A 20,262-nucleotide genomic window follows, 5' to 3' on the forward strand; every position below is an offset into this window, starting at 1 on the left:
GCGTGCCGGATTTTGCAGAATTGCAGTTTACAACACCCGCCATGCGCATTCTTGAGAACGAACACCGTTATCTGTCTTTTCTTATGGAAGAATGGCATGCCATCGTGCTTTGGTTTGAACAGGAAACGATAAGTGTGGAAGAAGGCAGGACACGGCTTCAAGAGCTGCGTAAAGGGGTCCTCGATTTTACCGGTCCGCTGAAGAAGCATACAGCGAAGGAAGAAATACATTTTTTTCCGCTGTTGGGTACTTATATCGGTTTTGAACAAGGGCCGCTTGTCGGTATCCAGGAGGAACACAGCGAAATTGACGGATATATCGGCCATTTCCTGCATCACACGAATAGCGGGATAGAGCTGATGACACTTGAAGAGATCCGTGAAGCTGTGAGATATGCCGGTGAAGCTTTTGAAGTATTGACTGTGCACTTTGTAAAAGAGGAGAATGTCATTTATCCGATGGCCGAAAATCAGATGAATGCCTTGGACAAAGAGCGGTTATGCCAGAAACTAAATACGCTCATCACCTGAAACACACAAGCTGCTTCTTCTTGAAGCGGCTTTTTTATGCTTTGTAGCTATATAGATTGAGATTGAAACTTGAGAAAAGGGAGCGGTGCGACGGAGGGGGATTTTGGAACTGTAGGAGCGATAGCGACCGGCTGAAAGCTTTCCGTAGGAAAGCTCGCTTCGAAAGCATAAGCAGTCTTCGGATTTCAACCGCGAAGCCGTTCCTGCCTATTTTCAGGGTTTACCCTGTCAGGGAAAGGGTTCTCCCCTATATCTGAACAGGGGGATCGGCGGATACAATGAGATCAGGAAATACGTATCTAGATAAACAATCAGGAGAATAAATGGCGAAAAGGTGAGTTGAATGATTAAAAAAATGCAGTTGCCGCTACAAACATTAAACTTGATTCTCGGATTCATGGTATGGGTTATAATTTCCTCCCTGATGCCTTTTATTTCCGAAGACATCAGCATTCCACCCGGGAAATTGGCGATGGTCACCGCAATTCCGGTTGTCCTGGGTTCGATTCTAAGAATTCCGCTTGGCTATTATGCAAATATTTTAGGAGCACGGATTATCTTTATGACCAGCTTTATTCTGCTCTTGTTTCCGGTCTACTTTATTAGTGAAGCTTCTACAATGACTCATTTAATTATTGGAGGAACTTTTCTTGGAGTCGGCGGGGCTGTATTCTCAGTAGGGGTTACTTCACTGCCTAAGTATTTTCCTAAAGAAAAACATGGTTTGGTAAATGGGGTTTACGGAATAGGCAATATCGGAACTGCCGTCACAACCTTCTCGGCCCCGTTCGTAGCCGCACAAATCGGCTGGTCACCGACTGTGAAGATGTACTTGATTCTTTTACTTATCTTTATTGCATTGAATTTCTTTTTCGGGGACCGGCACGAACCCAAGATGAAAACACCGATCATCGAGCAAATCAAAGGTGTTGCCAAAAATGAGAAGCTCTGGCTGTTCTCGCTGTTCTACTTTATTACCTTCGGGTCTTTTGTAGCGTTTACGATTTATTTGCCGAACTTCCTGGTCTCCAATTTTGGACTGGAAAAGGTGGATGCAGGCATGCGCACAGCCGGCTTCATCGCAGTTGCTACCTTTTTCAGGCCGGTAGGTGGCTGGCTCGGCGACAAATTCCAGCCTTTGTTCCTGCTGATTGGCACATTCAGTATCTATACGGTTGCAGCGATTATTCTTGCATTTATGCCTTCCATGGGTCTGTATACAGCGGGCTGCCTTGCCATTGCGGTAAGTGCGGGAATCGGAAACGGTGTTATTTTCAAATTGATGCCTTTGTACTTCAATAAGCAGGCAGGGATTGCCAACGGGATTGTGTCAATGATGGGTGGTCTTGGCGGCTTTTTTCCGCCGATTATGCTGTCGTTGATTTATTCGGTCACAGGTCAATATTCCATTGGATTCATGCTGCTCTCGCAGGTGGCCCTAGCCAGTCTGGTGCTGGTGGTATGGCTGTATTATCAGGATCGGCTTGCGCTTACCTCTGAAGTGTTCAACTCGACCGGACAGGGGATTCTGGTAACCGATGTATCAGGACTTATTAAAACCGTGAATCCGGCATTTACGAAGCTCACGGGCTTCACTGAAGAAGAAGTACTCGGCAAACAGCCCAGCATCCTGAAGTCAGGCCGCCAATCCAAGGATTTCTACAGCGGCATGTGGAGTGAAATCAGGGCGAAGGGGATGTGGCAGGGTGAAATCTGGAATCGACGTAAAAATGGTGAGGAATATTTGCAGTGGCTAAATATCAGCGCTGTTAAAGACGAGACAGGCGAAGATGTCCGCTATGTGGGCACGTTTAGCGATATCACGCAGAAGTAATCGAAAGGGACGATGCCAGATGAATGTACATCCACCACAAGATCAACTGCGGCGGCCCATCCACGATTTGCGGATATCTGTAACCGACCGGTGCAATTTCCGGTGTTCCTACTGCATGCCAAAAGAAGTGTACGGTGAAGATTATGCCTTCCTACCGACAAGTGAACTGCTGACATTTGAAGAAATTCACCGCTTGACGAGGTTGTTTGTTTCGCTTGGCGTAAGCAAAATCAGGCTGACCGGCGGTGAACCGCTGATGCGGCGGGGTCTGTCCGAGCTTGTTGTCAAGATTGGCTCTTTGGACGGTGTAGAAGATATCGGATTGACGACCAATGGGGTACTGCTAGGGCAACAGGCGAAGCCTCTATATGAGGCGGGACTACGCAGACTGAATGTTAGCCTGGATGCACTGAATCCTGAGCTTTTTGGGAGAATGAACGGGCGTGGAATCAAACCCGGTTTTATTTTAAAACAGATTGATCATGCCATAGAGGCCGGTTTTGAGGTCAAAGTGAACATGGTGGTGCAAAGAGGTCTGAACGAATCGGAGATTCTGCCGATGGCCCGCTATTTCAAAGAAAGAAATATAACGTTGCGGTTCATCGAGTTCATGGATGTCGGCAACGACAATGGCTGGAGCTTTGAAAAAGTCGTAACGAAAAAAGACATCATGGAGCGCCTCCAGAGTACATTCGAGCTGGAAGCACTCGACAACAATTATTTCGGTGAAGTTGCCCAACGCTACCGCTATAAGGGCTGCAAGGCAGAGGTTGGTTTTATTACTTCGGTATCCGAGTCGTTTTGTTCTTCCTGCACGCGCGCCCGGCTGTCCTCTGACGGCAAATTTTATACCTGCCTGTTCGCATCAAGCGGTTTTGATCTCAGGAAGATGATTCGCAGCGGGGCGGATGATCAAAGCTTGCTCGAAGCTATTAGGAACGTCTGGGAGCAGCGTACAGACCGCTATTCTGATGACCGGACGGAACAAACCGTAAGGAATAGAACAAAGATAGGGATGTCCTATATTGGAGGTTAACGACTGATAGTACGATGGGAGATGAATTGTGCCAATGAACGGAGCACAGCTGCTAATTCAGATGTTGATAGAGAAGAAAATTGACACCCTATTCGGATACCCCGGCGGTGCGGTATTACCTTTGTATGATGCGTTGTATGATTGCGACAGCATACAGCATGTTCTCGTTAGACATGAGCAGGCAGCGGTACATGCTGCTGATGGATATGCCAGAGTAACGGGACGCCCGGGAGTAGCGCTTGTTACCAGCGGGCCGGGTGCAACAAATGCGGTTACCGGTATTGCTACAGCCTTTATGGACTCGATTCCGTTAATCGTCCTGACGGGCCAGGTTTCCACCGATCTCATAGGTCTGGACAGCTTTCAGGAAGTAGACATTTATGGCATGACGATGCCCATCACCAAGCACAACTATATTGTCAGGGAGGTCGCCGATCTTCCGAAGATTGTGAACGAGGCATTCCATGTCGCAACAACGGGACGACCCGGCCCAGTCCTCATTGATTTGCCGAAGAATGTAATGGCAGCAGAATTTAACATGGAGGAACAATCTGGCAATCAGGATTCCCAGCCATATATCCGGGGTTATCAGCCAAAGCATTCTATGGATCCTCTGGACATCCAGCTCGCAGCTGATCAGTTGAACCGTTCTGAACGCCCGCTTATTCTTATTGGTGGAGGCTGTATGACAGGTAATACTCCGGCATTGTTAAAAGAGTTCGCCGAGCAATTCAACCTTCCTGTAGCCAGTACGCTAATGGGTTTGGGTGCCTTTCCATCCGGGCATTCCCTGCATCTGGGTATGGTCGGGATGCACGGAACAGTCGCAGCCAATCGTGCGCTGCAGGGTGCGGACGTTGTGTTATGTCTCGGAGTTCGTTTCAGTGACCGTGTTACAGGCAACCGTAAGGCATTCTCGCCGGGTTCTTATAAAATCCAAGTCGATATCGATACTTCCGAATTAAATAAGAACGTTGCAGTCGATCTTGCTATCACAGGAGAATGCGCAAATCTGCTTGCCGGACTGTTGGAAAAAATACATATGCAAGAACCTGCTGTTTGGAATCAGCAAATCCGGATCTGGTCCAAGCGTTCAACAAAATCATCGCGGGTGCAGGATACTAAGCTGACTCCGGTTGAGGTGATAAGGTGCATACAAAATGCAACAGATGGCGATGCCATCATCTCTACGGACGTAGGACAGCATCAAATTTGGACCGCCACACATTATAATTTCTCAGAAGCCCGCTCTTTCCTGACCTCCGGTGGGCTTGGGACAATGGGCTATGGCCTGCCGGCTGCAATTGGTGCTGCAGTAGCTTTTCCTGACCGTCAAGTGGTGTGTATCACGGGAGACGGAAGCATCCAGATGAATATGCAGGAAATGATGACGGCGGTCGATCTGGGCCTGAACGTCAAAGTCGCTATCTTCAAAAATGGCTACCTGGGTATGGTAAGGCAGTGGCAGCAGCTGTTTCTTGGCCGCCGTTATTCTTCCGTACGTATCAGTTCACCCGATTTCGTAGCTTTGGCCAAATCCTTTGGCGCCCAGGGGCTCCGGGCCGATAATCTTGCCGATGCCGAGCATATTATTGATCTTGCTCTCCATACGGACGGACTTGTCGTCATGGAGTTCGATATTACCGAGGAAACGAATGTATATCCCATCGTACCTCCGGGGTCCAGCAATCAGGACATGATTGTTGAATAACATCAGAACAATTCAAAAAGGATGTTTCTCTATCGAATCACCGTAGAGGAACTTCCTTTTTTTTGCTGCCAACCACTAGAAGTACAAGACAAGCACAGACACATACAACATAAGGGAAAAACCTATTTCAATCATTCCGGTACGCTTGGCGGTGATCCCTGTCTTGGGGAGAATGGCTGCCCGCAGCAGCAGGATAACAAGTGGAGCGAGCAATGAAGGGAATAGCAGCAGACCAGCCACTGCGAACAGCAGATGATACAGAACAGATCCGTAATAGAAGCGGATGTTGTTTCGTTCACGAATAACCGTTTTGACATACAAGGCGGTCCCGATAAAATAGAGTACGCTGAGCAGGAACAGCTCTGTCGCGGCTCCCCAGCTTTCTCCTTTGCCGACATAAAAGACAGGATAAATGATCAGGCAAAATGCCAATATGGCGCAAATATCATTAAGCAAGGCACGTTCATTTTTGGTTTTTGCATAATACAGATTAACCGCGAACAGGGGAACAAGCGGCAGAACAAATCCTAACAGCTTAGGTTCAGCAATCACCAGATAAAGGATAAAGGGCAGAAGCAGAATCCCGTAAACCCGCATGGGCTGGAGGTAACGCTCCAATTTCCCTGTCTTTACCCATTGCAGCAACGGGAAGCTGAACAAATAGATCAGAAGCCAGCAAACAAACAGGGGAATATGTATAAATTGTCCTTTCGATGAAGCGACTCCGAACAGAAATGGAAGGATAAGCATCGCCCAAGCCCCGTGCTGGTTGGGTATGTACTTCCTCATGAGAACAAAACCTCCTTCCCTGAAAATAAACGACAACCTTAGGTTGCCGCACTACTTAACTATACGTCCTTACCTATGTTGTTATAGTGATTTGAGACACTACGTATCAATAATAATGTATGAATAACAGTCATTTACCTTGTACATAGTAAAGAAGAACGCTGCTCATAAAGTGGAAGAAGAAGGGAGTGCTGTGGAGCATGAAAGAAAAAGAAATTAAACAGAACGCTATTGAAGCGGACCAGTTGAACTTTCACGACCAAACAGACGATGTAGTCCGTAGTGTGTCTGCCCCAAAGGGGATCGACGAAGCCGTTGTAGCTATGACCTCACATATCAATAAATATGATGTACCGGATGAGCTGGAAGACAATAATTAATGAATCAAGCGCGTGCAGGTTAACCTGATACGCGCTTTTTTATATGGCTTGATAAACTTCCCTGACGATAGCTGTCAGGGAAGTTTAATTATAATAGGCTTATCAAATGTGATTGGAGTGTTATAGAATGCAAACCAAAAAAGCTTATCTTTATGTATTTAATACAATGTCAGACTGGGAATACGGATATTTAATTGCTGAACTAAACACAGGCAGATATTTCAAAAAAGATTTAGCACCTTTAAAAGTAGTTACGGTAGGTGCTAATAAAGAAATGGTTACTACGATGGGAGGACTGAGCATAAAACCGGATATTTCCATTGATGAGTGTACAATTCAGAGTAAAGATCTTTTAGTGTTGCCCGGAGGGAATACTTGGGGAGAAGATATTCATCAGCCTGTCTTGAAAAAAGTTGGCCAAGCCTTACAGCTAGGCACTATTGTTGCTGCAATTTGTGGGGCAACCGAGGGGCTGGCGAACAATGGATACCTGGATTCTAGAAAGCACACAAGTAATAACTTAGAGTATCTTAAAATGGTCTGTCCGAATTATAAAGGAGATGAATTCTATGAGATAGGACCTGCTGTATCTGGTGAGAATTTGGTTACTGCCTCAGGGGTAGCTCCTCTGGAATTTGCGATGGAGGTACTGAAACAATTAGATGTATTTACACCAGATACATTGCATTCATGGTACAACCTCAATAAGACTCAACAACCTGAATACTTTTTCCAGTTAATGAATTCAATATCCTTGTAAGCGTGCAATCAACATGTGATTATACATTATTGCGAAAATGTTGGGGGGAAACACCTACATATTTTTTGAATAGCCGCGAAAAGTAAAAAACATCATTGTATCCAAGGGAAACGGCAGTATCTTTAATCGATCGATCTGTATTCAGCAGTATATTTTTGGCTTCGGAAATTTTGAGACGGTGAATGTACTTATTAAGTGAGTACCCGGTATGTTTCTGAATGATACGCCGGAGCGTGGATATCGAAATGTGGTAGCGTTCGCAGAATGCATCAGCATCAAAACTTTGATGCAGGGATGCCGCAATATCATCCATGAGCTTGGTGATGTAGTCTGTCGAATCGGTATTAGGCTGGCTGCTTTGTACAAATTCGTACAAAAGGGATTCAAGGAGTAAGGAAGCCCGGTCCAGATTGCTTGGAATGCCGCTTTCCATCAACATGAAGATTCGATCAATTTTGCTCTGTTGTGCATCATCGAGTCCTGTCTGGCGAACACGGTAAGGTTCGGTTAACCAGGTAGAGAGCCACTCCGCAGTTCGTGATCCTTCTACTGTGAAATAGAATTCATCCCAAGTCTCTTGCGGGTCGGGTCCATAGTCAAAGGTGGCGTCTGGAAAAAAGACAAAAAAAGAACCTTTATGAACAGGCTGCTTTTCCTTGTTGTTAACCTGATATGTGCCCTTGCCGCCTGCAATGTAAACGAAAGCATAATACTGGAATTGGGCTTGGGTTCGATACAGCGACCGGTTGGGGAGGTGCCCGACATTGACGATCGATAATGATTTTAGCTGCAGCTTACTTTCATCTGTCGTGCGATCAATAATGCGAATAGGCTTAGAACTGATTGTATAGTCCATGTAGGTGGTCATGATGGTTATTCTACCTCCAGAAGAGTCATGTTATCTTAATTGTATAATAAAATATGACCAATATATAGGAGGGTTCATGCGGCATGAGTAAAAAGAAAATTGGACTGATCGGAGCGGGATCCATCTCCGACTTGCATTTGCAAGCCTACCAGGGGAATGAACATGCAGAACTATATGCTATATGTGACTTGAATCAGCAACGGGCAGAAGATAAAGCGAAGCAGTACAATATTCCGAATGTGTATAAAGATTATCATGATTTATTAGCTAATCCCGAAGTGGAAGCGGTCAGCATTTGTACGTGGAACAACAGTCATGCAGAGATCAGTATTGCAGCCCTGCGTGCCGGTAAGCATGTGCTAGTGGAGAAACCTTTATGCCGCAGCGTTGAAGAAGCGAATGCCATCCAGGATGCGGTACGTGAAACTGGCAAGTTGTTGCAGGTCGGATTTGTACGCCGTTACGACGCCAATGCGCAGCTTGTAAAGAACTTCATTGAGAAAGATGAACTGGGTGAAATCTATTATGCTAAAGCTACTTGTATCCGTAGACTTGGGAATCCGGGTGGCTGGTTTGCAGATGTTGAACGTTCCGGGGGAGGCCCATTAATTGATCTCGGAGTCCATATTATCGATTTGTGCTGGTATATGATGGGGCGTCCAAAGCCCGTTTCGGTTAGCGGCAACACGTATCACAAATTGGGCAACCGCGCGAATGTGAAGAACTTATCCTTTTATCAGGCAGCCGATTATGATCCAAGCACCAATGGAGTGGAAGATATGGCAAATGCACTAATCCGTTTCGAGAATGGGGCATCGCTTATGGTTGATGTCAGCTTTACCCTTCATGCGAAGTCGGATGAGCTTGCTATTCGTTTATACGGTGATAAGGGCGGAGTGGAAATTGAACCTGAATTGACCATGATTACTGAAAAATATGACACCATTCTGAATGTAGCTCCGCAAACAGACAGCAAATCCATAAATGTGCCGGAAGCATTTTGTAATGAAGTGAATCACTTTCTGGCCTGCCTGCAATCTGGAGAAACACCGATCAGTCCGGTAGAAGATGGCTTGCAAATCATGAAGATATTGTGCGGTATCTATGAGTCTGCGAACAAAGGACAAGAAGTTCAGCTCTAATAGAATTTCAGGAAAAGAGGGTGAAACAATGAAATTGGGAATCAGTTCATACAGCTTGGTAAATGAATTGGAATCGGGTGAAATGGATATTTTGGGTGTAATTGATTGGATTGCCGACCAAGGCGGCGAGCATATTGAGATTGTACCCATTGGATTCGAATTGACTGGTAATCCTGACTTAGCGGACGCTATTCGAGAAAAGGCAAAGTCGCGAAACATAGATGTGTCCAACTATGCCATCGGCGCCAATTTTGAAACAGATTCCCAAGAAGCCTTTGAGCTGGAAATCAAGCGGGTAATGGATGAAGTCGACGTTGCCGCAAGACTGGGTGTAACTCGTATGCGCCATGATGTTGCCAGCAGCAGCGATACTTCGATCGGCAACTTTCATCGTCAATTGGACCGCCTGGCAGAAGCCTGCGGGCGAATTGCCGATTATGCAGCACAGTATGGTATAGTAACCAGCGTTGAGAATCATGGCTATTTTATACAAGCCAGTGACCGGGTACAAGCATTGATTCAGCGGGTGAATCGGACAAATTTCCGTACAACGCTGGATGTGGGCAATTTCATGTGCGTGGATGAGAACTCTGTGGTTGCCGTGAAGAACAATATTGCATATGCTTCTGTGGTGCATGTAAAGGATTTCTATTGGAGACCTTCGTATCAGAATCCCGGGGAGGGCTGGTTCCAAACGGCAAGCGGTAATTATTTAAGAGGTGCAATCGCAGGCCATGGAGATATTGATATGCGTGAAGTGCTTCGTGTGGTTAAAGCGTCAGGATATGACGGATATATTTCACTGGAATTTGAAGGGCTTGAGGAATGTAAACGGGGAACCCGGATAGGTCTTGATAATGTGAGAAGGCTTTGGAACGAAAGTTAATCTGCGATGAGATCAGAACCCGATTAAGAGGAGGCTTAAGAATGAAATTGGCAAACCCGATTGGTATAATGGTCGATAGTCTGCGTCTTAACTTGCGGGATGGACTGGTGAAAGCTAAAGAGCTGGGGGCAGATGGTGTACAAATTTATGCAGTTGAAGGTGAGATGGACCCTGAGAATCTGTCCCCGCGAGACCGAAAGGAATTGAAGAGTTATATCGAATCCTTAGGTCTGCGAATTTCAGCATTGTGTGGTGATCTGGCTGGCCATGGTTTTCAAGATGCGAAGGTGAATTCGGCGAAAATTGAGAAATCGAAGCGCATTCTTGATTTAGCCGTTGATCTGGGAACACAGATTGTTACCACACATATTGGTATTGTTCCGAATCAGGTGAATGATCCAGTCTATGATACGATGCAGCGTGCGTGTGAAGAGCTTGGTGTCTATGCCAAGAGCTTGGATGCCTATTTTGCAATTGAGACTGGACCGGAAAAATCTGCACATTTGAAGCAATTCCTCAATTCGCTGAGCACGAATGGCGTTTCTGTCAACTTTGACCCTGCCAACATGGTCATGGTAACGGGTGACGATCCTGTTCAAGGAGTGCACAATCTGAAAGATTACATTGTTCATACGCATGTGAAGGATGGCATCCGTCTGCGGGAGGTAGATCCCCGTGAAGTCTATGGAGCGTTAGGCTATGAGCCGATGAGTCACGACCGTATTGCCGAAGATGCTGCATCTGGCGCAAGCTATCGGGAACTGGCTTTAGGGGAAGGCCATGTGGATTTTGATAACTATTTCAAAGCGCTCCAGGATATTGGCTACACCGGGTATTTGACTATTGAACGTGAAGTGGGCGATCAGCCGGAAGCTGATATTGCCAAAGCGATTGATTTTATCCGGCAATATCGTTAAAGAAATAGGGCAGTGATGAATACAACAAAAAAAGGCGAGTCTCTGAATAGTGGAGACTTGCCTCTTTTTGTTGTTCCACGTTGATTTTTTATCGAAGAACAAATTCTCCAGGCATCTACAGGGATACTGATAGAACAAAAGTAGACCATGGAGGCAACCCATATTGTGACAAGCTTTTTCATAACAAAATCCCCTTTGATTGAACTTGAGAATATACATTTAGGGAAAAGTGACGGAGGGGAAGTTTGGAACTGGAGGAGCGATAGCGGCCGGAAGTCCAAACATTCCCTGTAGTCACGGCCAATCCCAAAATAGAAGGATATTAAGTTCAATCTATATAGCAATTAGAACTATTCACAGATTCGCTCCAGCAATGTTCCCAATTGTTCAGCTAATGCTTGATGTGAGATCGGCATTTCATTCGAAAACCACCATTCCACTACGCCTACATAAGCCGAGGCCACAAATGTCACGGTAAGGTCTGCATTTAACCCCTGGTTTTTTCCTTTCGTCACATCCACCTCATTACGAAACTCTTCAATCAGAAAGTCTACGAACCGGTTGTGAAAATATGGGGCTCCTTTACTTGCCAGCATCATTGAAAAAAAGGAGTAATTGTCTTCGAGGTATTCTGTCCAGATCAACGAACCGCTTACAAAATCCAGATCAGCTGCTGCTTCACACCGCTCCCGCAGCTCGTTAATATGGGCCTCTATGAGTTTGTCCAGCAAATCGTATTTATCCGTGTAATGAAGATAAAACGTTCCCCGGCTGATATTTGCTCTGTCGGATAGATCCTGTAAGGTGATATCATCAAAATTCTTTTCAGACATTAGTTCAATAATGGCTTTCTTTAATGCTTCTTGTGTCTTGAGAATTCTCCGATCTATTTTAGCCATCTTATGGTCACCAGACTTTCTTAAGATAATAACTAATAGCTAAACCTAGTTATAATTATAGACAATTGTACATTAATATATCAAGGGTTATTATACTCGTGAAAAATGGGTGTTGACTTGGAGTTAACTCCAGAGGGTAAACTCCTCTATGTAGCTATAGCTAATAAATAATAGAGGAGGCATTGTCGATCACTCTAGGTATGCCGGAGCAGGCATTTAACTATAAAAGTTGAACACAAGAACTACCTAGAGGCAAAAGCAGCGGAGGGGAATTTTGGAACTGTAGGAGCGATAGCGAGGATGGCGTACTGGCATCTGTGCGACGCTATATAAGCGGAAAACGGACGAAGGTTCATGCAATTCAATAGTTGATGCAAACCGGGAGGTGAAGCGAGTATGGCGTTGGCCATTAAACAGGTTGCAGAGAAATTTGATGTTTCCCAGGATACACTCCGTTATTATGAACGGATCGGGCTGATTCCTCATGTAAATCGCAATAAAAGCGGTAACAGAGATTATACGGAAGAAGACTGCAAATGGGTTGAGTTTATCATCTGTATGCGGCATGCCGGTCTCTCGATTGAAGTATTGATTGAATATGTCGATTTGTTTAACCAGGGTGATGAATCCGCCGAGGCCAGAAAAGATCTATTAATCGAGGAACGCAAGCAGCTCGCCACAAGAATGGAAGTCATGAAGAAAACGCTGGAACGCTTGGATTCTAAGATTTCAAGGTATGAGCAAACTATAGGAAAAAGAGAAAAAACACTAAGAAGATCTGCTGAGCAGTCTGATAACGAAATCTAGGATTAAACACCTATGTACGATCCCTTTAAGGCGTAATAAAAAGCGAACCGGCAGCTACAGTGCTGCTGGTTCGCTTTTGTTGATTAACTTTTCGCTGCTGCAATGAGCATTACATATCAAGTTTAACGTTAGTGAGACCTTTCACGATTTCAGGGTCGTTATGAGAAATGGAAGACGGTGGCATTATAAGTCATTCATCATTTCATCAACGTAGGTGCTTTTCAACGATTGGACTGCGGATTCCCTGTTTATTGAATAAGAAATTTTATAGATACAGGAGTATATCACGTTAAGGACGTATTCAAATGCTATTTGCGAGGAAAAGGTTCCGATCTTGGCATGTTTTACTTCATCATTTGGCACTTGAATACAGAGCGTACTGAGTTTTGCCAGTTCACTTTGAGTGGTAGCTGTGATGGTGATAAAAGGGATCTGTTCACGTCTGAAGTGCTGAGCTGCTCTTACATAAATCGGTGACTTTCCGTGGTAAGTCAAGAAAATCGCGCAATCCTCTTCCGTCAAATTAACGGTATGATACGCCCATTCGTACAGCTCAGTAGCGATCACTACATATTTGTTGATTTTAATCATTTTATTCTGAAAACTCTTCGCGCGGATTTGGGAATCTCCCAAGGCATAGATAAAGATCCTTTTGGCTTTGTCCAGCATCCCGGCTGTTTGGGACAGCAAATCATCATCCATGTAGGCAAAGGTTTTGTCGATCGTTTCCTTCATCAATTCAGCAATTTCTTTCGCCACTTGAAGTGGAGATTCCTCATCACTAAACGGATAATTAGGGTCGACGCTGGAAATGTTCTGGGTATATTGCTGGAATTCCCGGGCAAGTTTAATGATGAACTCTTTAAATCCGGACAGCCCAAGTTTATGGGTTAAGCGATTGACCGCTGAATGCGACGTATAAGTAGCCTTTGCAAGCTCCTGAATATTTAAATGCAGTATGCTTTCTTTATGCATCAGTATATAGGCAGCGATACTTTTTTCGTTTGGTGTAAAGTTATGCATTTCCGATAATTGGGTCAATATCTTCAACAGATTCACTCCTATAAACATTTTGTTCAAAAAGCTACCGGGATCTAACCAAGGAATTGGTGGAATGTACCGTTTTGCCGGCTGATCCTTTACGCTAGGCTGAGTTCTTCTATAATAAATGAAAAAGACCTATGGGGGAATTCATATGCTTACGATCGGTTATATCGGGAATGGCAAAAGCACAAACCGTTATCATCTGCCTTTTTCATTAAACCGGGAAAATTTGAAGGTGAAGACGATCTACGCCCGTAATCCGGATAAAGGAGAGTGGGAGAAGGCGCCTGGCATCCTTTACACCGATGAACTTGAAATGTTAATGAACGATGAAGAGATTCAGTTGATTGTGATCTGTACACATATTGATTCGCATTATGCTTATGCAAAAATGGCGCTTGACCACGGGAAGAATGTGCTTGTCGAAAAACCTTTTATGCCAACCAAAGAAGAAGCAGTCTCAATCTTCCAATACGCCAAAGAGAAAAATCTGGTACTCCAATGTTATCAGAATAGACGTTACGACTCGGACTTCCTCACAACCAAAAAGGTTATCGAATCAGGCAAACTGGGTGATTTGCTGGAGGTGGAGATGCATTACGATTATTATCGCCCGGAGACCCCGAATTCAGTTGCGCATTACTCCAAAAATAACAGTTACTTATACGGACATGGGGTTCACACCATTGATCAGGTCTTATCCTACTTTGGGGAACCGGAATATATACATTACGATGTTCGTCAACTGCTGGGAACCGGTAGAATGAATGATTACTTTGATCTGGATTTCTATTATTCTACACTCAAGGTATCGGTTAAATCGAGCTTCTTCCGCTTGAAGGCGCGGCCCAGTTTTGTTGTATACGGAAAAAAAGGGGTATTCGTTAAACAAACGCAGGACCGCCAGGAAGAGCACCTGAAATTATTTTATTTGCCCAAGGGACATGCTGATTTTGGCATTGATTTGCCGGAGCATTATGGTACCCTGACTTATCTGGATGATGCAGGCCAATATCATGAAGAAAAAGTCGTCTCTGAGAAGGGTGACTATGCCCGGGTATATGACGATATGTATCAAGCTATCCTGCAGGGCAAAGATAAGACAATAAAGGATGAAGAAACGATTGCCGTTATGGAGATCATCGAGAATGGGATAGAGGGGTGCAGCTAGAATGAAATTAGGAATCGTGGGAGCCGGCAACATAGTAATGGAGTTATTAAGCTTTGTTCGTGATATTCCTACTATCTCATTACAGGCCATCTCTTCAAAACCTGACCATCAGGAAAAATTGCTGACCCTGCAAAGCCAATATGGAATCTCTCAGATCTTCTACAATTATGCTGAGATGCTTGGGAGTGATGAAGTGGATACGGTCTATATCGGGCTGCCCAATCATCTGCATTATTCCTATGCGAAAGAAGCTTTACTGAGAGGCAAGCATGTCATTTGTGAGAAGCCGTTCACATCCAATTTGGGTGAATTTCTGGAGTTGAAAGAGATTGCACTTCAGAGTGGATTAATACTGGTAGAAGCCATCACGAATCAATATTTAAAAAACTATCTAAGCATGAAGGAATTTCTGCCCAAGCTTGGAGAGCTCAAAATCGTGGAATGCAACTATTCCCAATATTCCTCCCGCTATGATGCCTTCAAAGCAGGAGAGGTGCTGCCCGCCTTTAACCCGGAACTGTCCGGGGGAGCGTTGATGGATATCAATATTTATAATATTCATTTGGCGATAGGCCTCTTCGGAAGCCCGGAGAAGGTGGACTACTTTGCGAACATGGAGCGTGGGATAGATACTTCAGGCATTCTGATGCTTGATTACGGTAATTTCAAATGTGTCTGCATAGGTTCAAAAGACAGCGCAGCTCCTAGTGCAGTTAACATTCAAGGCAATAAAGGATATATCCGCCTGACAGGCTCGACTAACAGTATAGATTGCTTTGATTATGTTCCCAATAAGGAGCAACCCATCCGGGTAGATCGTAAAGATCATCCCCACCGGATGTATGATGAATTCATCGCCTTTGACCGTATGATAAATGAAATGGATATGGAAAAGGTTACAGATAGGCTCGAACATAGCGAGAGAGTTATGCGTGTGATTGAGCTTGCCAAGCTGTCTGCCAATCTTGTGTTTGGTCCGGACAGATCGAAGCAATAAATATAAAAAAAGGGCCACTGACATATTCAGTGGTCCTTCTCTATGTTCACTCCCACCAATGCTTCATTTCTGTAATTCCAACATCCCACAGTTTAGCATTGCCGGAAACTATAATCGTAATTTCGTTGATTTTATCAAAGGGTATCTCCAGAGGTTCGGCTTCTTTACTATATTCATCATTATATTGAGCCACCATGTTCCCGTCTGCCATTACAGTGACCTCACCTTTGGAATCCCCATTGTCCTGAATGCCATAATAGGAATAGAACTTTACATCTATTTTGTTCCCCAAGATATAGGTGTACTTTTTATCTTTGTCGCCATCACTGCTATACATGTTAAATTCAGGTTCAATTCTCTTGCCTGCTACAGTGAAAGTTGGAAGGTTCCCGGTCATAGGGATATTACCTGTAACTTCCTTCAGTTCATGTAGAGCTCGGATAGGGCCTCATATACCCATGAAAAAGTCAGTTTTGGAAAACGAAGCGGAATGGTTTCTGGAATAAGTATAAATGTGTATCCAGATTGACCCGTTGAATTAAAATGGTGTATAGAATGGTTCCTGCAGAGATGAACTTCCGCCATTTCGTTTCCATAAATATCTCCTTAATCTCGTACTAAAACACACTTTGATGCACACGACTTAATATTATAATATTTATATTGATGGATGAAAACGAAGTGAGGAACCCATTCACCTTCTTTAATCGAATAGGGGTGACCCACAGCCATAAATGACTGCTTGGGACACCCCCGTTATCTACACATAATATCTTTATTTACTGCTCCATAAGGCTACACGGTCCTGAACATATTTGGTGTAGCCTTTTTCCATTTTCTCAACGCCGGCTTTATCCAGTTCAGCCATGTAGGCATCCCAGATTTTATCGAATTCGGCCGGTTTCGCCAGGATGGCCTGGGGAATGCGTTTCCACGTAATATCCCTCATTTTGTTACCCAGAATGGAGACTTCATCCTCGCCCGGAATCGCGATATTCCATGCCGCTCCATAAGCTTTTTCCGCGAATTCTTCTTCTTTCGGGAACAAATCCTTCCATGTGGTAGCCTTGTAAGCGGCCAAGGTTTCTTTTTCAACATCGCTGTAACCCAATACAAGCTGTTCCGGGAAATTTCTAGTGTAATAGTTGCCGGTTGAGTCCTTGGCGCCATCACCGTAGTGGACCATCATATTCCAGTAGAAGCCGAGTCCGGATTCTTTAGTAAACGCCGTATTGTCGTTGTTAATCCGGTCCTGAACTTCTGCAGGAATGACGCGTTTGCCGTTTTCCACTACATAATGCTTGCCTTCAATTCCCCAGTTGTTCAGGATTTGCCCTTCGTCGGAAGCGAGGTAATCCAGGAACTTAATCGTACGGACCGGATCTGGATTCGTGCTGGAGATCGAGATGCCGTAACCACCCATAAAGCCGGTAGGCCAGAAGCTGGTTTCCTTATATTCTTTCGTCAGCGTTACCGGATAATGGCCATAGGTCTGATCGAATTTGCCTGCCGTCTTGAGTGCCTGCTGGGCGTCGTTGTAGTCCCAATCCTGGTCAATCAGGCCGAGCACCCGTCCGGTGGCTACTTTAGCTTTGTATTGGTCATACTTCTGGACGAAGCTTTCCTTATCGAGCAGGCCGATGTCATTCATATGGTTCAGCCAGCGGAAATATTCTTTCTCCTCCGGACGGCGGAAGTGGTAGATGGCCTCATGGGTCTCCTGATCGACGTAATATTCCCCGTCATCCGAGCCGCCTGTCGTGGCAACCGCAGGGTTGGTGACGGAAATGTACATATGCCAGTCATCTGCGTTCAGGGAAACCCCAATGTTTTTGTTGCCGTTCTCATCGGTGGGATGCTTCTCCAGATAGGCTTTGATCACATTTTCATAATCGGCAACCGTTCTGATTTCCGGATATCCGGCTTCTTTCACCACGCGGTGCTGCAGTTCGAACCCGCCCCCGGCCACGAATTTCTTCTCATCCACTGCTGCCCAGGTCGGAATGGCATAGATGGACTGGTCTTCATTGGTATACTTGGCCCGGGCGAGGTTGTCGCCGAGCACACGTTTGATGTTGGGCGCATATTTATCAATTAATTCGGTCAGATCGATGACTGCTCCGGCATCGACAAGCTTGCCGATATCCGCTTTGGCGGAAATAATATCCGGATATTCGCCGCCAGCTGCGATCAATGCGATTTTTTGCTGCGGGTCACCGACAGCAAATTCCGCATCGAGGGTGACACCTGTTTTCTCAGTAAGTACTTTACTGACTTCGTCTTTCATATTGTTCCAGTTCGGATTCGGGTCCTCCGCGAAGAAGGAGAGTGTAAGCGGACTTAAATCTTCGGTTTTCGCCGTAGCCTCTGCGGTGGCGCTGCCACCATTTGTAGCCTTAGTGCCTCCGGCATTCTCTGCCGTATTCTTGGTATTGTTCGAGCCGCCGCAGCCTGCCAGCACACTGAGGAGCAAGGTCAAGACCATCAGTACGACGTACGGTTTCGCTGTCTTTCTTGTCATGAATAGAAACCCTCCCTTTTTCTGGTCACAAAATGTATTGTATACACAGGCTAAGCCTGCCGATACCGGAGATGGACTAGCTTTTTACCGAACCCAAAGTCATGCCTTTGACGAAATAGCGCTGCAGAAACGGATAGACGACCAGAATAGGTACAGTGACGACGATCGTGATCGCCATTTTGACCGATTCCGGGGAGATTTGCGCCATAACCTCGGTCATATTGCGGCCGCGGAAATTATCCGCATTGGTCGTCGTGCTCTGGATGACCTTCATCAGCTCAAACTGCAGGGTGGTCAGCTCATCCTTGGAACCGTTATAGAGGTAGGTATCTAACCAGGAATTCCACTGGCCGACAGCCAGGAACAGGGCGATGGTTGCCAGCGCCGGTTTGGTTAGCGGGAGAATAACCCGCCAGTAAATCGTGAAGTCGTTGGCCCCGTCCAGCTTGGCGGATTCCTGCAGGGCGTAAGGGAGGCCATCGATGAAGGAACGGATGACGAAGACATTAAATGCACTTACGAGACTGGGGAGGACATAGACACCGAAGGTCCCCATCATATGCAGATTTTTGATCAGGATGTAGATGGGGATCAGTCCGCCCGAGACGTACATAGTAAGCGCCAGAAATGTAGAGACAAATTTGCGGGCCTGAAAGTCCACCCGGCTCAGGGTGAAGGCAAGCATGGAGGCACTGACTAGCCCGAGGATCGTGCCGATGACGGTGCGCAGGATAGAAATTTTAAGTCCGGTCATCAGCCCGGAATAGGCAAAGATCGTCTCATAGTTCTTGAAGGTGAACACACGGGGGAAAACCGTAATCCCGCCTTTGATGCTGTCTGTGGAGTCGTTGAAGGAAATCGCCAGCACATTCAAAAAAGGATATAACGTGGCTATAGTCACCACAGTAATCGCAACATAGACTACCAAATCGAAGATGCGGTCCGACCAAGACGCAGCGGCCATTTTATTGTTCAGCATAAGGGCCTCCTATATGATGCTTTCCTTCGTTATTTTTTTGAAAATTCCATTGGCCACAAACAGCAGAATCACACTTACCACAGAGTTGAAGATGTTAATAGAAGTGCCGAAGGAGAAACGTCCCATGCCCAGCCCATAGTTCAGTGCATATAGATCCAATGTCTGCGAGAAGTCGCGCACCAGATTATTTCCTAGCAGGAACTGCTTCTCGAAGCCTATACTGATTAGATGCCCGATCGAAATAATGAGCAGTATAACAATCGTAGTCCGGATGCCGGGCAGTGTAATGTTACGCACCTGCTGCAGACGGCTCGCACCATCCACCCTTGCGGCTTCATACAGCTCCGGTCCTATACCCGAAATGGCTGCTAAATAGATAATCGTGTTCCAGCCTGTTTCCTTCCAGACATCCGAAGCCGTGACAATCCCCCAGAAGAAATGGCCTTTGGCCATAAATTGAATGGGTTCACTGATAAGATGGAGGCCCATCAGCAGATCGTTCACCGCACCGTTGTCGGTAGAGAGCATCTTGGTGATAATCCCGGCGGCAACTACCCAGGATACGAAGTGGGGAAGATAAGAGACCGTCTGTACGAAGCGTTTCAGAATTTGCAGCCGCAACTCATTCAGAAGGATGGCGAATATGATGGGAATGATGAATCCGGCAAGCAGGCCCATGATACTCATAGCGAGCGTATTGCGCAGCGCATTGAAGAATTGCTCATCCTGGAAAAGCTCTCTAAAGTACTGCAGACCCACCCATTTTTGCTCGAAAAAGGATTTGCCGGGTTTATATTTTTGAAAGGCCATAGTCCATCCCCATAACGGCAGATAGTTAAATACAAATGCCCAGAGCACAAACGGTATGGCCATCATATAGAGATATTTCTGCTGCAGGAAAGTTGGCCAAAAGCGTGAGGCGGGCTTCTTCAGCTCCGGCTTTACTTTGGTGGTAATCGCTTTCATTTATGTCCCTCCTTCGATATGGCAT

Annotated in this window: 20 protein-coding genes; 12 read left to right on the forward strand and 8 right to left on the reverse strand. The window is 45.5% G+C overall.

Annotated elements, in window-relative coordinates; genetic code table 11:
- The first annotated feature begins 2 nt into the window (after positions 1-2).
- The 4 genes from ACAN56_RS34005 (at position 3) to ilvB (ending at position 5,111) form a co-directional block, all read left to right on the forward strand.
- On the forward strand, positions 3-530 hold the full coding sequence (locus tag ACAN56_RS34005) for a hemerythrin domain-containing protein (RefSeq protein WP_379148360.1): 528 nt from the start codon (positions 3-5) through the stop codon (positions 528-530).
- A gap of 343 nt (positions 531-873) precedes the next feature.
- Positions 874-2,364, forward strand: a complete 1,491-nt coding sequence (locus ACAN56_RS34010) for an MFS transporter (protein ID WP_379148363.1) — start codon at positions 874-876, stop codon at positions 2,362-2,364.
- A gap of 19 nt (positions 2,365-2,383) precedes the next feature.
- The gene (gene moaA / locus ACAN56_RS34015) at positions 2,384-3,400 is read left to right on the forward strand and encodes a GTP 3',8-cyclase MoaA (protein ID WP_379148365.1); all 1,017 of its coding nucleotides are present in this window, start codon (positions 2,384-2,386) and stop codon (positions 3,398-3,400) included.
- A gap of 34 nt (positions 3,401-3,434) precedes the next feature.
- Entirely contained in the window at positions 3,435-5,111 is a 1,677-nt protein-coding gene (gene ilvB / locus ACAN56_RS34020) for a biosynthetic-type acetolactate synthase large subunit (protein WP_379148426.1), read from the forward strand.
- Between the two features lie 75 nt (positions 5,112-5,186).
- On the opposite strand, the gene ACAN56_RS34025 is transcribed toward ilvB, so the two are convergent.
- Entirely contained in the window at positions 5,187-5,900 is a 714-nt protein-coding gene (locus ACAN56_RS34025) for a YwiC-like family protein (RefSeq protein WP_379148367.1), read from the reverse strand.
- Between the two features lie 188 nt (positions 5,901-6,088).
- Between ACAN56_RS34025 and ACAN56_RS34030 the strand changes: the two genes are divergently transcribed.
- Both ACAN56_RS34030 and ACAN56_RS34035 read left to right on the forward strand, forming a co-directional pair.
- Positions 6,089-6,280: a hypothetical protein gene (locus ACAN56_RS34030; RefSeq protein WP_231578270.1), complete on the forward strand. Its 192-nt coding sequence runs from the start codon at positions 6,089-6,091 to the stop codon at positions 6,278-6,280.
- A gap of 127 nt (positions 6,281-6,407) precedes the next feature.
- Positions 6,408-7,040 (forward strand): type 1 glutamine amidotransferase family protein, encoded by a 633-nt coding sequence (locus tag ACAN56_RS34035; protein ID WP_038591891.1) that lies wholly within the window; start codon positions 6,408-6,410, stop codon positions 7,038-7,040.
- A gap of 19 nt (positions 7,041-7,059) precedes the next feature.
- On the opposite strand, the gene ACAN56_RS34040 is transcribed toward ACAN56_RS34035, so the two are convergent.
- Positions 7,060-7,908, reverse strand: a complete 849-nt coding sequence (locus tag ACAN56_RS34040; RefSeq protein WP_038591894.1) for an AraC family transcriptional regulator — start codon at positions 7,906-7,908, stop codon at positions 7,060-7,062.
- Between the two features lie 83 nt (positions 7,909-7,991).
- Between ACAN56_RS34040 and ACAN56_RS34045 the strand changes: the two genes are divergently transcribed.
- Genes ACAN56_RS34045 through ACAN56_RS34055 form a run of 3 tightly spaced genes read left to right on the forward strand, consistent with a single transcriptional unit; the run spans position 7,992 to position 10,853 of the window.
- Complete coding sequence (locus ACAN56_RS34045; protein ID WP_038591896.1) at positions 7,992-9,050, forward strand: Gfo/Idh/MocA family protein; 1,059 nt, start codon at positions 7,992-7,994, stop codon at positions 9,048-9,050.
- A gap of 28 nt (positions 9,051-9,078) precedes the next feature.
- Positions 9,079-9,936 carry a sugar phosphate isomerase/epimerase family protein gene (locus ACAN56_RS34050; RefSeq protein WP_379148371.1) on the forward strand — a complete coding sequence of 286 codons (858 nt, stop codon included), beginning with the start codon at positions 9,079-9,081 and terminating at the stop codon, positions 9,934-9,936.
- Between the two features lie 41 nt (positions 9,937-9,977).
- Positions 9,978-10,853 carry a sugar phosphate isomerase/epimerase family protein gene (locus ACAN56_RS34055; RefSeq protein ID WP_379148374.1) on the forward strand — a complete coding sequence of 292 codons (876 nt, stop codon included), beginning with the start codon at positions 9,978-9,980 and terminating at the stop codon, positions 10,851-10,853.
- A gap of 350 nt (positions 10,854-11,203) precedes the next feature.
- Here ACAN56_RS34055 and ACAN56_RS34060 read toward each other — a convergent pair whose 3' ends face one another.
- Positions 11,204-11,752 (reverse strand): TetR/AcrR family transcriptional regulator, encoded by a 549-nt coding sequence (locus ACAN56_RS34060; RefSeq protein WP_379148376.1) that lies wholly within the window; start codon positions 11,750-11,752, stop codon positions 11,204-11,206.
- A gap of 396 nt (positions 11,753-12,148) precedes the next feature.
- Here ACAN56_RS34060 and ACAN56_RS34065 point away from each other — a divergent pair, with 396 nt between their 5' ends.
- Positions 12,149-12,559 (forward strand): MerR family transcriptional regulator, encoded by a 411-nt coding sequence (locus ACAN56_RS34065; RefSeq protein WP_197073594.1) that lies wholly within the window; start codon positions 12,149-12,151, stop codon positions 12,557-12,559.
- Positions 12,560-12,742: 183 nt separating this feature from the next.
- Here the strand turns inward: ACAN56_RS34065 and ACAN56_RS34070 are convergent, their stop codons facing one another.
- Complete coding sequence (locus ACAN56_RS34070; protein WP_379148380.1) at positions 12,743-13,609, reverse strand: MurR/RpiR family transcriptional regulator; 867 nt, start codon at positions 13,607-13,609, stop codon at positions 12,743-12,745.
- A gap of 145 nt (positions 13,610-13,754) precedes the next feature.
- Between ACAN56_RS34070 and ACAN56_RS34075 the strand changes: the two genes are divergently transcribed.
- Together ACAN56_RS34075 and ACAN56_RS34080 are read left to right on the forward strand one after the other, a co-directional pair.
- Positions 13,755-14,774 (forward strand): Gfo/Idh/MocA family oxidoreductase, encoded by a 1,020-nt coding sequence (locus ACAN56_RS34075; protein ID WP_379148382.1) that lies wholly within the window; start codon positions 13,755-13,757, stop codon positions 14,772-14,774.
- Between the two features lies 1 nt (position 14,775).
- Positions 14,776-15,771, forward strand: coding sequence for a Gfo/Idh/MocA family protein (locus ACAN56_RS34080; RefSeq protein WP_379148384.1), 996 nt, complete (start codon positions 14,776-14,778; stop codon positions 15,769-15,771).
- A 46-nt stretch (positions 15,772-15,817) separates the two neighbouring features.
- On the opposite strand, the gene ACAN56_RS34085 is transcribed toward ACAN56_RS34080, so the two are convergent.
- The 4 genes from ACAN56_RS34085 to ACAN56_RS34100 form a co-directional block, all read right to left on the reverse strand.
- Positions 15,818-16,168 (reverse strand): hypothetical protein, encoded by a 351-nt coding sequence (locus ACAN56_RS34085; RefSeq protein WP_379148387.1) that lies wholly within the window; start codon positions 16,166-16,168, stop codon positions 15,818-15,820.
- Positions 16,169-16,546: 378 nt separating this feature from the next.
- On the reverse strand, positions 16,547-18,292 hold the full coding sequence (locus ACAN56_RS34090) for an ABC transporter substrate-binding protein (protein ID WP_379148390.1): 1,746 nt from the start codon (positions 18,290-18,292) through the stop codon (positions 16,547-16,549).
- Positions 18,293-18,368: 76 nt separating this feature from the next.
- Complete coding sequence (locus ACAN56_RS34095; RefSeq protein ID WP_038591923.1) at positions 18,369-19,271, reverse strand: carbohydrate ABC transporter permease; 903 nt, start codon at positions 19,269-19,271, stop codon at positions 18,369-18,371.
- A gap of 9 nt (positions 19,272-19,280) precedes the next feature.
- The gene (locus ACAN56_RS34100; protein ID WP_379148394.1) at positions 19,281-20,237 is read right to left on the reverse strand and encodes an ABC transporter permease; all 957 of its coding nucleotides are present in this window, start codon (positions 20,235-20,237) and stop codon (positions 19,281-19,283) included.
- Positions 20,238-20,262: the final 25 nt, after the last annotated feature.

The organism is Paenibacillus paludis (genome assembly GCF_042610515.1).
GTDB lineage: Bacteria > Bacillota > Bacilli > Paenibacillales > Paenibacillaceae > Paenibacillus_AQ.

Bases quoted from the DNA above. Each gene is read 5' to 3' on its own strand.
- ACAN56_RS34080 (WP_379148384.1), top strand. From the start codon at position 14,776: ATGAAATTAGGAATCGTGGGAGCCGGCAACATAGTAATGGAGTTATTA.
- ACAN56_RS34040 (WP_038591894.1), bottom strand. From the start codon at position 7,908: ATGACCACCTACATGGACTATACAATCAGTTCTAAGCCTATTCGCATT.
- ACAN56_RS34055 (WP_379148374.1), top strand. From the start codon at position 9,978: ATGAAATTGGCAAACCCGATTGGTATAATGGTCGATAGTCTGCGTCTT.
- moaA (WP_379148365.1), top strand. From the start codon at position 2,384: ATGAATGTACATCCACCACAAGATCAACTGCGGCGGCCCATCCACGAT.
- ilvB (WP_379148426.1), top strand. From the start codon at position 3,435: ATGAACGGAGCACAGCTGCTAATTCAGATGTTGATAGAGAAGAAAATT.
- ACAN56_RS34065 (WP_197073594.1), top strand. From the start codon at position 12,149: ATGGCGTTGGCCATTAAACAGGTTGCAGAGAAATTTGATGTTTCCCAG.
- ACAN56_RS34035 (WP_038591891.1), top strand. From the start codon at position 6,408: ATGCAAACCAAAAAAGCTTATCTTTATGTATTTAATACAATGTCAGAC.
- ACAN56_RS34050 (WP_379148371.1), top strand. From the start codon at position 9,079: ATGAAATTGGGAATCAGTTCATACAGCTTGGTAAATGAATTGGAATCG.
- ACAN56_RS34095 (WP_038591923.1), bottom strand. From the start codon at position 19,271: ATGCTGAACAATAAAATGGCCGCTGCGTCTTGGTCGGACCGCATCTTC.
- ACAN56_RS34075 (WP_379148382.1), top strand. From the start codon at position 13,755: ATGCTTACGATCGGTTATATCGGGAATGGCAAAAGCACAAACCGTTAT.
- ACAN56_RS34090 (WP_379148390.1), bottom strand. From the start codon at position 18,292: ATGACAAGAAAGACAGCGAAACCGTACGTCGTACTGATGGTCTTGACC.
- ACAN56_RS34045 (WP_038591896.1), top strand. From the start codon at position 7,992: ATGAGTAAAAAGAAAATTGGACTGATCGGAGCGGGATCCATCTCCGAC.
- ACAN56_RS34025 (WP_379148367.1), bottom strand. From the start codon at position 5,900: ATGAGGAAGTACATACCCAACCAGCACGGGGCTTGGGCGATGCTTATC.
- ACAN56_RS34060 (WP_379148376.1), bottom strand. From the start codon at position 11,752: ATGGCTAAAATAGATCGGAGAATTCTCAAGACACAAGAAGCATTAAAG.
- ACAN56_RS34100 (WP_379148394.1), bottom strand. From the start codon at position 20,237: ATGAAAGCGATTACCACCAAAGTAAAGCCGGAGCTGAAGAAGCCCGCC.
- ACAN56_RS34010 (WP_379148363.1), top strand. From the start codon at position 874: ATGATTAAAAAAATGCAGTTGCCGCTACAAACATTAAACTTGATTCTC.
- ACAN56_RS34085 (WP_379148387.1), bottom strand. From the start codon at position 16,168: ATGACCGGGAACCTTCCAACTTTCACTGTAGCAGGCAAGAGAATTGAA.